The organism is Oceanobacillus sp. FSL W7-1293, assembly GCF_037969815.1.
In the GTDB taxonomy this organism is placed as follows: domain Bacteria; phylum Bacillota; class Bacilli; order Bacillales; family Amphibacillaceae; genus Oceanobacillus; species Oceanobacillus oncorhynchi.
The window spans coordinates 1936985-1950262 of sequence record NZ_CP150212.1 but is presented as its reverse complement, the minus strand read 5'-3'; the positions used below and the strand labels follow the sequence as shown (position 1 = coordinate 1950262).

Here is a 13278-nt window from a genome sequence, read left to right as displayed (position 1 = left end):
AAATAAATTAAATCAAAAAAGTAGAGTGGAGATATTTTTTGGAAAAAATCATGCTAAGGAGATGTCGCATTGGAAACAGAAAAACAAAATCTTTATTCAGAAACGGAAAGATTAATATTAAGGCCGCTGGAGACCGGGATTATGAAAGCTGGCTAGAAGGCTTTCGTCATACCCTTCCTCAACAGCATAAACATGACAGTCCCAAAATGGACTTGAACGGATGGACACAAGAAAAGTTTAATGAGGCAGTGAAGAGACACGAACAGCTGGCTACGCAGGATGAAGGATATATTTTAAGCGTTTTTCGCAAGTCAGATTCCAAACACATCGGTATGGTTGGATTTTGGACGCTTATGAGACGTGAATTCCAATGGGGATTTTTAGAATACAGAATCCATAATCAATACTGGAAAAACGGCTATGGCAAAGAATCTGTCAACGAAGGAGTGAAATTTGCTTTTAACAATCTTCATTTTCATCGAATAGAGGCTCATATAAACTTAGATAATACACCTTCTATCCGTCTAGCAGAACGCGTGGGGTTCACCTATGAATGTACTAGAAAAAAATTTATTTATGAGTCTGATGAATGGGCTGATAATCTGATTTATTATATGAATTCTAAGTAAATATTTTAAAATGAAATGCTACACGGCACGTCCTATTCAGTAATAGGGCGTGTTTTGCGATAAGCCGGATAACGTTAAAAAACTTGAAAGATATCTATGATTAGAACGCTTTACACTAATTTTTAAGTATAGTATCCTTTCGAATAAGTAAATATGTATCCTATTCAAGCAGAACAGCTGCATCGGAGGAAGGCCTGCTTCTTAGAATAGCTGAGGTGACTAAATGTTTAAATATATATTGCTTTTCTTATCTATTTTACTTTGCCTGTCGATAGTGAATTACCTTCTTCCTTCATTTGATTGGAGTATATTGAAAATAATAGGGATTTCCTTTTTCACTGCATTTTTCACTTGGCTTTTAAATCAGCTGGCACCCAGGAAATCAAATTAAGCAGGTATGAATTGTATTTTTAGCTGATCAAACGTATTCGTGATATAGGCAATACCCTTCATACACTTATGACTGTGAAATTGCGGTAATAATCCATCAGGAGTATTGATATTTTTGATGATCAGTTTAAGAACTATTTAAAGGAGTGTTCAATTATGGTTTCCGTTTTAAATATATTATCTAAAGTCTGCTTTATTCTTTCCGGTCTGGCCATTTTAATTTTTACTATTATTTTTGATAAATATCTTGCAGGTTTTATCCTCTTCTTTTTATTTTTCATACTAGCAATTGCCATTCTCATATATACGAATAAAAAAATGAATAAGGAATCTGCTTAAACATGCTATCGAACGATTAAGCAGATTCCTTATTCATGAAGTCTTGTTTCATTTTTCTAAATAGGGTTGAATATTTTCGACTTGCATTTCTCAACAATTATATACGCTTGATTTATTCGTGTTCAATATTCGTCAATTAGGTATTCATCTTCTTCCCACTCTTCCTCTTCTCCAACTTCACTAACTCCTTCGGCTATTCATTGCATATCCTTCCTTTTTTACCCTTGTTTAACAAGTATAATTTATTTATGTGGTGAAAATAAATTCTGATTCGATTTATTTAACTAAATTAGACACTTAGATTGCAATATACTTTGAGAATACGAACGCTTTTTGAGCAAAAACTGCCCTGCATCTAAATATTAATTTAAACAAAAGGGTTTTCATATTCATCTAATTAGATTATAATCTAATTAGATGAGGAGGCAAGATGATGCAACTAGATCGAATCGTTCATTTTCACAAAACCATTGGAGATAAAACCCGGATACGCATTATTAGCTTATTGAAATCAGGGCCGCTCCATGGTCAAGCAATTGCAGGCAAATTAGGGTTGAAACCGCCAACCATTTCGCACCATTTAACAAAATTAAAAGAAATTGATGTGGTTTATCAACGACGTGATAAAAATACGATTTATTTTTACTTAAATAAAGATAAACTGGAACGAATGGCCCAGGAGATTATTCGAATCGGGAGTGATGAAATGTTTGGAAAGTTTGATATCACAAAAGAAGAAAAAGCAATGGTTATTCGGAACTTCATCGATCACCAAGGAAGATTAAAGTCATTGCCCGCTCAAAGAAAGAAAAAGCTGATTCTCTTAGAATATATGCTACGTGGTTTAGAGCACGGAAAAACGTATCAAGAAAAAGAAATCAATGAACATATTCAACAATATCATCCAGATTATGCAACTATTCGGCGTGAATTTGTGATGGCACATTTTATGTATCGTCAAAATAGTATTTATGAACTTAATCCGGTTGATATGTGGCCTGTTTAATCAGGCTATTTTTTTCGATAACTAATTAGATGATTATCTATTTAGATATCCATCTACTTTAATGGAGGGGATAAATTGCTTGTTTTTCATGTTTTAAAAAAAGAACCCAACTATCAAATTGTATTCTGGAGCTCTGTCTTAAATGGGATTGGCGGACGATTCGCTCAAGTCGGATCCTTTGCACTTCTTTATCTACTAACGGAATCCGGAATTGCATTAGGAATACTTATGGCTCTGCTGGTCTTACCCACCATTCTATTTGCTCCTATCAGCGGTTATCTGGCGGATCGTTTTCACCAGGCCAAACTGTTATTTGGGACAGATTTGTTGAGAGCACCGTTCGCATTACTTCCGATACTGGGAGCAATAACAGAACAGCTGTGGCTGTTATATCTTAGTACATTTATTATCGCCAGCGGGCAGGCTGTGTATAGACCCGTTCGTTTTTCGCTTATTCCGGATATTGTTGAAAAGAAAAACTTGGTTTCCGTTAATGGGTTAGAGCAGAACGTCGTAGGGATAACACTTGTTTTCGGCTCAATGCTTGGAGGAATCATTGCTTTTTTAACCAATGTGAACGTTTTATTTTTCCTCCATGCAATCTGTCTAATGTCAGCAGCGATTTTAATAAGCCGTTTAACAAGAAGTAACATTACCAAAAGTTCAAAAATGAAAGCTGCAGAATCTTCATTGCGTGAAAGCGGATTTTTAATCATAAAAGTTGCTTTATTACGTGTGTTTTTAATGGTTATGCTGCTCATGCCACTTGCAAATGGCGTGGATAATGTCATATTTAATCTGATTGCATTAGAAGTGTTTGATAAGGGAGATCTGGGTGTTGGTTTCATTTATGCATCCTTAGGAATGGGCTTTGTCTTAAGCTCGACAATGGTTAAGTGGATTCGCGGAAAATATATTGTAATAGGAATTTTCATGATTTTACTGGAGGGCACAGGTCATTTACTACTCAGCCAATCAGGATTTTTTATGCAAGCTCTCGTGCTTGCTATATTTATAACATTTGTAGGAGGAATAAGTGACATATGTTTTGATACAGTATTGATGAAAATACTTCCTGCTTCGAAACGAGGATTTTTATTTGGTTCCTTATCCATGTTTCAGAATAGTTCCATGGGTATCGCGATGATTGGGGCAGGTTTTTTAACAGAATGGCTTTCCCCCTTGCAAAGTTCTTTTCTCGTTGGTGTGGCCTATATCCTTTTTGCATTCATCTTTATATTAGCATTTAGAAGCGTAGATTTTCGTGCTTCCATACGGAAATTAAAAAGATTGGATTTCAGATAATGACAAAGGTGATATGATACAAGACGAATATCTATCACCTTTTTCAGGAAGTTATTTATACATACACACCCAGAATTAGTGAAGCAAATAACCAAGCCCAAAAGCTACCGAAAAAAGAAGAAAAACAGCCGGAATAGCTATCAGTATAATCAAAGAAAATGTTTTCCAGAGACCCCGATAACTGAAGAGCCAACAAGCAAATATTAGTATAAATACAGTTAGCAGCGGTGGCATTGCTCCCGTTTCTGTTCCTTCGATGGCAGATTTATATATCCAATATGCAATAAGCAATATTGGTATAGTTAGAATCCCTAAATATTTCCTCATACGAATCACACCTATCTTCACTTATTTATCACAAAGCAGGCAGCAAATTTATATCAGATAATGAATAAGAATTTACAAAGATTGAAGCAACAATCACTCCAACTTAAAATCATACCCTAAATAATGAAATTTTATTCTAAATCCAATTCTTTCTGCAACCGCAATGGAAGGCTTATTAGATTCCATACAATCCCAATACGGAATAAAGTTATTTCTCATGCAATCTTCTACATAAGCTAAAGCAACTTTTTGTGCTAATTTTTTACCTTGATGCTCTTCCAATGTTTCAATAGCAATACAGTGCACATTATCAACGACAAAACTCGAAATACAAATACTTACAATTTTATTTCTATATATAACACAGTAACCTATTCCTTTGCGAAAGAAGCTGCTTGCTGAAGACCAGCTCTCTGCAATTTGGGAGTGTAAGAAATCAATATTATTAATGGATTTATTCCTATTTTTAAAAAGCTCTTCATTGATTTCGACAATATCATATCCTTCTTCAATCATAAGGTTAAAGTTACTTTTGTAATCATTTTTTTCCAATGTGTAAACCCTCTGTTTCCAGCTTCCTAAACGACGATTTGCAAACACGCTTTTTATCGTATCATCCCATTTATAATGATTTCCAATTCCCTCAAACCAGGATAGCTCTACCTTCTTTGCCTCTGGTGTAATTACTGTATCAACAAAATGATTTAATTCATTATTGAATTTCTTATTTCTTTCATTTCCAATAAAGAAAAAACCATCATTATTCCCCATCCAGATCACTCCAGATGTTGGAGCATCTATATTATCAACAAAAATACGACCTGGATTTACTCCTTCTACTACGGCTTTGGCTTCTAATTGACCTTGTGCATGCAACAAGTTTTTACATTTATGGAATTCAGACTTTTTTAATTCAGTAATCATCATTAACTACCATCCTGTCCTTATTAAATATAAGAATGGTTCATAAAAACCATTCTCCATCCACCTGGCTCTTCTACAGCGACAACGTTTTTCTTTCCAGTATTCATTTTGCGGCTCTACTTTTTCATAACCATTTCAGATAAATGTTTTTGAAAAAAGCCCTTTCTATCATGCTTCCGGAAATATCCCACTGCATTTTTAACTTAATCTATAATTTCGGGAGTAAGTCCTAAATCTCCTCCTGTTTTCTTTAATAAAGAGCTTCTTAAAGAATTACTCCGAAACTTCTGATATTCATAGCAACACGCCTGAAAAAGTAGAATTGAATACTAATCATTTATTTTCTATGATTGAGCTTAATACTTCATTAAATTTTTCCGCTTCTTCCCATTGAGGAAAATGACTTGAATTTTCAAACCAAACCATCTCTTTTGGAGTATTTATTGTTTGATAATATTCCTCCACCAGCGTTGAAGAAACATGCTTGTCATGTCGCCCTTCTAAAAAAATAATAGGAATGTCAAAATCCGTTTCATTACTAAAATCAATCGTCATAAGTTCTTGCCATAAATATTGAATCGATTGTAAGGAACCTTTTTCCCGGTTGATTAAATCCCTCCATGTATATGTTGATGAAAAGATAAAATCTTTTACAAACGTATTATAGTTACTTTTTCCATATAGTGAATGTTTGTATTTAACAACTAACTTCGTAATAAACAATAAATCCTTCAACCAATTCTCTTGAGTTAGGGAAAGGTCTGTATTATTAAGTCTGGCAGTAATTTTGCTTTTGTTTCTTTTTTCACTTTCTTCAAGAACAAAATCATATTGACGCCTTAAGCCTTCTTTCATATCGACTACTTGACCGCAGCCAAAATAGGTATGTATCAAATGAGGATATTCTTTAGCAAATGTTAATCCGAGCACACTTCCCCAGGAATGTCCCAGAAGATATAGTTTCTCTTGATCAAACTTTTTCAGTAAATGATTAACTAAGGTATGTAAATCGTTAATAAAAGTTTGAATGGTTATATGTTCTTCATTTTGGAATGAGTAATAAGATTTCCCTGCCCCTCTTTGCTCCCAAACAACGACATTAAAATGTTTACTTAATACCCGGTTATATTTATAAACTAATGGTAAAGCAGCATCGCCAGGACCTCCATGTATGTATAATAAAAGGGGTAATTTATCGTCATCTCCAAAGATAGAAATAAATTGGTTGGATTCATTTATTTTCCAATACGCTGATAGATTTATATTCATGCCCTATTAATCCTCGAAGAAAATAAGGCAACGTTGAAATCTATATTTATTTTTTAATTCATAATCATTTAGTGATTTTCCTTCTATATTATTTATTAATGGATTTGCCACATCATTTTCAGAAGATCCAGCGGTGATTGGAAAGACCTTTTAACGAAATAAACCTTCAATTCACCCTTTACGTGAATCACTTCAAAATGCTCCCAAATCGGGTAACTACCTCTTTCTCTTTTATATATCACGGAATTCTCCTATATCTTCCTCAGAGAATTATACCGTTCTCCTTACAAACGCTTTAAACTTCTCTTCCTCCTCAATAAACGGATTGTGATTTGATTCCTCAAAGACAGTTAATTGGGAATGGGATATAAGTTCTGCGATTTCAACACCAAACTCAACAGGACATTGCGCATCATATCTCCCAGAGTATATGTAAGCTGGTACATTTACATTGTTTAATTGATTCCGAAGATCATAGTTTTTCGCTTCTACTTTTCTGAAATAATCCAGGTTTTCTCCAACCGTCCGACCGCTATTTGGACGTTTTTTTGCTTCAAGTAATTTATCTTCCGAATAATAAGACATTAATGCCCATTCATATCCTAATGTTTGACGCTCTTCCGGCGCTGTATCAGGATTGTTCAATAACTCCATGATTTCAACTATTCGTGAAAAATGCTTATTTTCTGAGCAGTAAATGCTGTTTTTATGCGCAGCATATTCTTTACTTGCTGCTGTACAGCCTGCAATTATTTTTGTTAAAGCATCTGGTGCCTCTATCGCATATTGCAATGCCAGCACTCCACCTGTTGAATGACCAGCAAATCCCCATTTTTCAATACTCAAAGCTGTTCGAATCGCTTCCAAATCTTTTATAACCTCTTTCATGCTAAGTTGAATTTCATTTTCAGCTTGTACAGAGCTGCCTGCTCCCCGCGTATTAATTAAGTAAACCTTATAATGTTCGGTAAAAGGGTTTGCTGATAAATTTCCGCGTTCGTCGAAAGCCATATATAAATGTGCGATAGCTAAGGGGTCCCCTTGACCAGCTGTAAAATACTCGAAAATACCTCTTTCTGTTTCAATAAATCCTTGCTTCCACATACGATTCATCCCTCATCTCTAATCTAGTTTAAAACAAATCATGCGTTTACCTTATTAATAAATCGACATTTAGGAAATCCCTTTCAACCCTCAACAAGAAGTAATCATTTCTGCAGAGATTAGATGTTTATTTTAGTTATTTAAAAACATGTTATAGTGCAAATTACTCAAACATTTTTATTCGGTGTTTAACCCTTTCTCTTTTTTAAAATTTCTTTAACAAATTCTTCCTTGAAATCAGTATAATCATTGACTCCTGTAGAAGATATTTTTAGATACTCCAACTTTATTCTCTAAATAATGTTTTCTTGCAGCTTCATCTGAATTTAAATAATTTTTAAAGAAAATTAAATTGTTCCATAGCTTCTTTTGATATTCAACCAAGTGAATATAATGGGTTTTTACTTTATAGGTGTCATCAGTAAATTTTGCTAATACAATTTCTCCCGGCCTCTCCACTTTCAACCTTAAAAAACCCGATCTACTAAAATCTTTAAATAAAGCTTTATCTACCCTATTCAAATCATCAACACCCACTAATATATCTATGATTGGCTTTGCGGCCATCCCCTTAATTGCTGTACTGCCAATGTGCTGAATACGATTTCCCTCAAGAGTTGTGTTTTCTAGCAGCTTATTTTTCACTCTAATAAATTCGTCGTTCCACTCAGGTGTATAGTCTACTAATCTCACTTCATCACTGTTTAAACCTAAATTCACGTTTTCACCTCTCGCATTTTGACATGAATACCCACCTTGCAACTTTACAATATTAAAACGGTAAATCATTAAGTTTAATCGGAGTTATTTCTTTGTTCTCCCAGTCGCTTCTAATAAAGGCATAGTAAATTGAGTCTGAAACAGTACCATCATTATTTTCCCAAGCGTTTCGCAGGTATCCTTCTTTAACGTATCCACATTTGCTAGACGTTTTTGTCATAGCTATCTTGTCACATCGAGTATATGCTTCTATCCTGATTTTCTTATCAGGCAAACTAAAGACGTAATCTATATTCCAATTAACTGTTGTATATTGTATATATTTTGAATGCTTATCGTATCAGGTATAAGTATCGTTTCAAAGTACATATTTCATTTACTATGAATTACTTTGGAAGATGTAATCTTATTGTTGTTAGTCTACTCTTTAATCCATAACTTATGAAATACCGGCCAGCCATATCCGCTTATTTGAATTCCTTGTAAATTAGATTGGAATATATTCTGATTAGATGCATGGGCGGTAAAAATAATGGTGCCGTCCTCTTTTAACTTTTCTTCAACTGCTTGGAAAGCTTGGATAAAGCTTTCATAATCTGGCTGCTTAATAATGATGTCAAATCCTTTTTCTAATTCATCACGTTGAGATGGGCTAAGATACCTGCGAATACCATATTCATTACGAAGCAATATAAGAATAGCTAATTCCATGTTATCTTCAAAACCTTCTCCTGTGTATAAGGCATCAAACGACAACATAAAATCTTCCTTGTAGAAATCAGACAACTTAATAGGATAAACCTCTATCTTAATGCCAATCTCATCTAGTCTTTGCTTCATCCATTGAGCATCTTCTAAAAAATCTTCAAAAGATAATGCTGCTAAATGGATGGTCTCACCATTGTAGCTAGATTGATTCAGAAGCTGTTTTGCATTTTTCATTGAATGGCAGATGTTCTTGTAGTCACTTCGCTCTGGAATAAAACTTGTAGAAGGAGCAACTCTGGGCTCGCCCAGATCCTGAACCATTTTCTGAGAATCGATCATTTCACTCACAGCTTGTTTAAAGAAACGGTTTTGGTGTATCCCAGTCTTGTTCATATTAAAGATAATGTAATTACTTCCATTATCATGAATCGTAAACGTGAAGCCATTTGTTTGATCTTTCCTGAGATTATCATGAGTGAAAAAGTGCAACGGATTCAGGTTAGTTTCCGGCAGTTTCCACAGTTGAATCTTATCTAAAAAAGGTCTTCCTTGAAAATGATTATCGAAAGCCTTCAAAATTATTTTTTCATCATCTATATAATCCATTTTGAAAGGTCCCGTTCCCAAAAGAATTATCTTTTTGATATCTGAACCTGCAGGAACAATGGAGGTAAAAATAGCACTCAAATAATGAGGAAATACATGATTTCCGTTTCTTAAATGAAAGGATATCGTATATCTATTCTGGACCGTAATGTCTTTTATCTCCTCCAACAACCATTTATTCGGAATGTTTATGTCTTCATTTATCAGCGATTGAAATGTCCATTGGACATCTTTACTGGTTAAAGTGCTCCCGTCGTGAAATCGAACCCCTTTGCGAATATAAAAAGTCCAAATGGAATGATCTGCATTCACTTCCCATCCATGTGTCAAATGGGGTTCGATGGTTTTAGTGACAGCATTATAGCGAACCAACGTATCAAACACATCATTTAGAATATGAGCTTCTGCAGCAATCGTTACAAAGAAAGGATTCATATTGTACAGATTGTATTGAAGGGGAATATGTAAAATATCCTTCATTTCTTCTTGGTCTTCTATATGTTGAATACCAAATGCGTTTTGAACGGCAGATAAAAGGGTCTCCTTTAGCTCTGAGGAAAAATGCCGTTCTAATGCAAAGTTTACTGCTTCTTTTACCTTCTCTTTTTGGAGCAAATTTTCCACATGAAGAAGTGCCGCTTCTTCTAAAGTCTTTAAAAAAACTAAGGTGGATTTTTTCCCGCGACCGCGCTGACCTTTCCAGACAATATATCCTTCCTGAATCCATTTTTGCAGGATATAATGAGCATTTCTCGATGAACAAAATAAAATATCAGCTATTTCTTGTTTTGATATAAGGACTTCCTGTGCCCCTCGATATTCTGGCTGGCATTTTAAATCAATATAATACTCTAAAACATTCATTAGAAGAAAACCCCTTTTAAAAAATAGGAAATATAAAAATATTGATTGCACTTTTTCCTTCCTATTTTCCAATATACAATATAATCTAAGGAAGGAGAAGAAAAATAATGAATCTATTAGCGTTAAAACAGTTCCATGTAAATATTAAAATTCGAATGGTTGTTTCATTTGTTTCGGATATAGCGGAAATGAGTATATTCCCCTTTATGGCTATGTATTTTTCCAGTAATCTAGGTATCACTTGGGCTGGTGCAATTTTAACGTTGACAACAATTGCATCTATCGTCTTTGGCATGTACGGAGGTTCTTTTGCAGATCGGTTCGGAAGAAAGAAAGTTATGGTAGCAGGAAGCATGGTTCAAACAGTCGCATTTGTTATCATTGCTCTTGCGAATTCTCCATGGTTTGAATCCGTCTGGCTTACATTCGTTATGTTTTTTCTATTAAGTATTACCAGCAGATTTATCGATCCTGCTTCAGAAGCACTCCTTATAGATGTTAGTTCAGAGGAGGAGCAGCCATTGATGTATCGATTTATTTATTGGTCTACAAATCTCGCATTCTCTATCGGTATCATTCTCGGCGGTTTACTCTTTCTTACTCATAAATTCGAGCTATTTTTTGGGTTTGCCATCCTTTCCATCTTTACTTTCCTGTTAACGCTAGTGTGGATTCAAGATGATTATGTACCAAAAAATGAACAGATGAAAAATGGTTTTATGTTAGGCTTTATTTCTGTTTATACAGAGGTATTAAAAGATGCTCGTTTCATGATCCTTTGTGTATCAACATTACTCATCCTGTCCTTAGAATTTCAGCTATATGGCTTTATCGCTGTTCGTCTTAGTGAGGATATTCATACTTCAATATTTGGAATTACTATTGACGGACCCAAAATGTTAAGCATTCTAATTATCACGAATACGATGCTTGTCATTTTAGCTTCAGGTATACTTGGGAATATAGTTCGAAAAATCAATATAAAATCTACGTTGTTCCTAGGCTTGTTTATGTATGTATTGGGGTACAGCTTCTTAGCATGGAGTCATGTAGTTGCTGTGTTAACCATTGCCATCACAATTGCAACGATTGGAGAAATTCTTTTCCAGCCAATTCGATCAACTTATGTAGCGCAGCTGGCAAACAAAGATGCCAGAGGCTCTTATATGGCGGTAAGCGGATTATCCATGGAGGCCGGGCAAATCTTAGGAAGCTTAGGATTAATGGTCAGTGCTTTTTTATCGAATGCAATGATGGCAGGGCTTTTTTTATTAATAGGCGGACTTGGGATATTGGGTTTCTTTTGGTCGATTCAGGATAGTAGATTAAAAACAACAAAAGAGATTGCATAATCAGCTGTTAATATATATTGTTAGAAAATTGGTTGCCATCAAAACCTGAGATGGCAACCTTAATCAAGATTTAGGTCTGGAAATCGCGCTTCGATGGCTCATTTCGTCAAAGATTATTGCTATATAAATTGAAATTAAAAGTTTCTTCTAACTTAATAAATGAAAGTATTTTCCTTAGTTTCTTTAAAAGTAATGTTGTACTTCTGAATAAAAAGATTACTTAAAAGTTAAATTTTTACTATTATTTTAGATGTTTCCGTATTTAAGGTACCACCTAAATAAAAATAATTCAACATAAAAATTGAAAATTTTCAAAAATTAACAATCCTTCAATCTCATTTCTGCTCTTACACTATGTCACCAGATTGTTGAGTACTATTTGCTAACGATAAGTCCTTATAGGCAATATATCTATTATCATTAAAATCTTTATACTCCACGTTTTCAATCTGACCTGATAATGAGTAATAGCATATAAGCTGCTCATTAACCATTCCAGTTAAAAAAGTTGTTTTTGTTGCATTGTGACTGACTGGCACAAGTTTAAATTTACATAATACCCCGTACATTTTAGTAACAGTTAAATATAGCTCTTCATTTTTTAAAGTGATGTCCAAAATTTGGAGCTCATCATCCTCAATAATATACTTCCCAGCAATAAGCTTCTTGTCGGTAATATTGACTGGTTGAATAGAAAATGGCAGAGATACTGGCTCATCAAAAATGATCTTTGTCATCTCTTGCATTAAATGTGTTACAGGTGTAACGCTCATATTACTTAGGAAAATTATTGTAACTGATTCATCGACGAATCTGAAAAAGTTGCTGCAAAAACCACTGATATCTCCAAAATGGTGCATGCATTTTCGGCCTAATATTTCAGATACCACCCATCCAGAAGCATATGAACTAAATTTGGGAGTAAACATTTTTTCCAGTAGTTCTTTGCTGAGGAGTTGCGATGATTTTAATGCCTGATCCCAAAGGAATAAGTCCTCTGTTGTAGAATATAAACCATAGGCTCCTAAGGGAAAGGATAAATCTGCATAAGCTGCGTGAATTGGTTTTTCCCAAAATGAATAGCCTGATGCTAAGTCTGGAACTATTTCAACTCCGTTGTCACAACCTGTATTATTCATACCTAAAGGAAGACATATTTTTGCTTGTATATATTCTGCAAAGGACATACCTGAAACCTTTTCTAAAATTACTGTCAGTAATGCGTATCCTGAGTTGGAATATTCAAATTTACTGCCTGGTCTAAAATTTAATTCAAGATGTTTAAATGAATCAATTAATTGATTCAAAGTCATTGGGAGTCTCATTGTTTCAGACCAAAAATCAGGAAAACTTGTGTAATTTGGAATCCCTGTTGTATTTGTTAAACAATGATAGATTGTAATTTTTTCACCTTGTGGAAAATCAGGAAGATACTTATTTATACAATCATCAATACTTAATTTCCCTTCTTCATGTAATTGAAAAATACCCATGGCTGTAAAAGCTTTCGTAAGCGATCCGATACGAAATTTAGTTGTAGGTTTATTAGGTACAAAATGCTCAATATTCGCCATACCAAAACCTTTATTTAAAAGAATATGTCCGTTAGAAGCAATTAAAATGGAACCATGTAGGTACCCGTTTTCTTCGTATCTTTCTATCCATCTACCTATCCGTTCTTCTACTCTCATGTAGTTCTCCTCTTATCTCCTAAATTTAAATGAATATTATTACA

Annotated in this window: 10 protein-coding genes and 1 pseudogene; 5 read left to right on the top strand and 6 right to left on the bottom strand. The window is 34.3% G+C overall.

The features are described from left to right. Positions 1 to 38: 38 nt before the first annotated feature. The 4 genes from MKY65_RS09665 (at position 39) to MKY65_RS09650 (ending at position 3669) form a co-directional block, all read left to right on the top strand. On the top strand, positions 39 to 629 hold the full coding sequence (locus MKY65_RS09665; RefSeq protein ID WP_339184309.1) for a GNAT family N-acetyltransferase: 591 nt from the start codon (positions 39 to 41) through the stop codon (positions 627 to 629). Between the two features lie 546 nt (positions 630 to 1175). Beyond that, a complete protein-coding gene (locus tag MKY65_RS09660; protein WP_339184307.1) occupies positions 1176 to 1358 on the top strand; it encodes a hypothetical protein in 183 nt (60 codons plus the stop codon). Positions 1359 to 1791: 433 nt separating this feature from the next. Further along, positions 1792 to 2364 (top strand): metalloregulator ArsR/SmtB family transcription factor, encoded by a 573-nt coding sequence (locus tag MKY65_RS09655; protein WP_339185194.1) that lies wholly within the window; start codon positions 1792 to 1794, stop codon positions 2362 to 2364. Between the two features lie 75 nt (positions 2365 to 2439). Further along, on the top strand, positions 2440 to 3669 hold the full coding sequence (locus MKY65_RS09650; protein WP_339184305.1) for an MFS transporter: 1230 nt from the start codon (positions 2440 to 2442) through the stop codon (positions 3667 to 3669). 420 nt (positions 3670 to 4089) lie between these two features. Here MKY65_RS09650 and MKY65_RS09645 read toward each other — a convergent pair whose 3' ends face one another. From MKY65_RS09645 to MKY65_RS09625, 5 genes and pseudogenes are all read right to left on the bottom strand, one after another. Then, on the bottom strand, positions 4090 to 4920 hold the full coding sequence (locus MKY65_RS09645) for a GNAT family N-acetyltransferase (RefSeq protein ID WP_339185192.1): 831 nt from the start codon (positions 4918 to 4920) through the stop codon (positions 4090 to 4092). Positions 4921 to 5253: 333 nt separating this feature from the next. After that, the gene (locus tag MKY65_RS09640; protein ID WP_339184304.1) at positions 5254 to 6189 is read right to left on the bottom strand and encodes an alpha/beta hydrolase; all 936 of its coding nucleotides are present in this window, start codon (positions 6187 to 6189) and stop codon (positions 5254 to 5256) included. Between the two features lie 270 nt (positions 6190 to 6459). Next, positions 6460 to 7293: an alpha/beta hydrolase gene (locus MKY65_RS09635; protein WP_339184302.1), complete on the bottom strand. Its 834-nt coding sequence runs from the start codon at positions 7291 to 7293 to the stop codon at positions 6460 to 6462. Positions 7294 to 7481: 188 nt separating this feature from the next. Next, positions 7482 to 8013: pseudogene (locus MKY65_RS09630) on the bottom strand (GrpB family protein). 420 nt (positions 8014 to 8433) lie between these two features. Beyond that, the gene (locus tag MKY65_RS09625) at positions 8434 to 10191 is read right to left on the bottom strand and encodes an ABC transporter substrate-binding protein (protein WP_339184300.1); all 1758 of its coding nucleotides are present in this window, start codon (positions 10189 to 10191) and stop codon (positions 8434 to 8436) included. A 107-nt stretch (positions 10192 to 10298) separates the two neighbouring features. Here MKY65_RS09625 and MKY65_RS09620 point away from each other — a divergent pair, with 107 nt between their 5' ends. Continuing rightward, positions 10299 to 11543 carry an MFS transporter gene (locus MKY65_RS09620; RefSeq protein WP_339184298.1) on the top strand — a complete coding sequence of 415 codons (1245 nt, stop codon included), beginning with the start codon at positions 10299 to 10301 and terminating at the stop codon, positions 11541 to 11543. 347 nt (positions 11544 to 11890) lie between these two features. Here MKY65_RS09620 and MKY65_RS09615 read toward each other — a convergent pair whose 3' ends face one another. Further along, positions 11891 to 13234 (bottom strand): serine hydrolase domain-containing protein, encoded by a 1344-nt coding sequence (locus MKY65_RS09615; protein WP_339184295.1) that lies wholly within the window; start codon positions 13232 to 13234, stop codon positions 11891 to 11893. Positions 13235 to 13278 lie beyond the last annotated feature (44 nt).

Excerpts from the sequence above, each read along its gene's own strand:
- MKY65_RS09660 (WP_339184307.1), top strand. The coding sequence starts at position 1,176 with ATGGTTTCCGTTTTAAATATATTATCTAAAGTCTGCTTTATTCTTTCC.
- MKY65_RS09655 (WP_339185194.1), top strand. The coding sequence starts at position 1,792 with ATGCAACTAGATCGAATCGTTCATTTTCACAAAACCATTGGAGATAAA.
- MKY65_RS09645 (WP_339185192.1), bottom strand. The coding sequence starts at position 4,920 with ATGATTACTGAATTAAAAAAGTCTGAATTCCATAAATGTAAAAACTTG.
- MKY65_RS09640 (WP_339184304.1), bottom strand. The coding sequence starts at position 6,189 with ATGAATATAAATCTATCAGCGTATTGGAAAATAAATGAATCCAACCAA.
- MKY65_RS09635 (WP_339184302.1), bottom strand. The coding sequence starts at position 7,293 with ATGTGGAAGCAAGGATTTATTGAAACAGAAAGAGGTATTTTCGAGTAT.
- MKY65_RS09625 (WP_339184300.1), bottom strand. The coding sequence starts at position 10,191 with ATGAATGTTTTAGAGTATTATATTGATTTAAAATGCCAGCCAGAATAT.
- MKY65_RS09620 (WP_339184298.1), top strand. The coding sequence starts at position 10,299 with ATGAATCTATTAGCGTTAAAACAGTTCCATGTAAATATTAAAATTCGA.
- MKY65_RS09615 (WP_339184295.1), bottom strand. The coding sequence starts at position 13,234 with ATGAGAGTAGAAGAACGGATAGGTAGATGGATAGAAAGATACGAAGAA.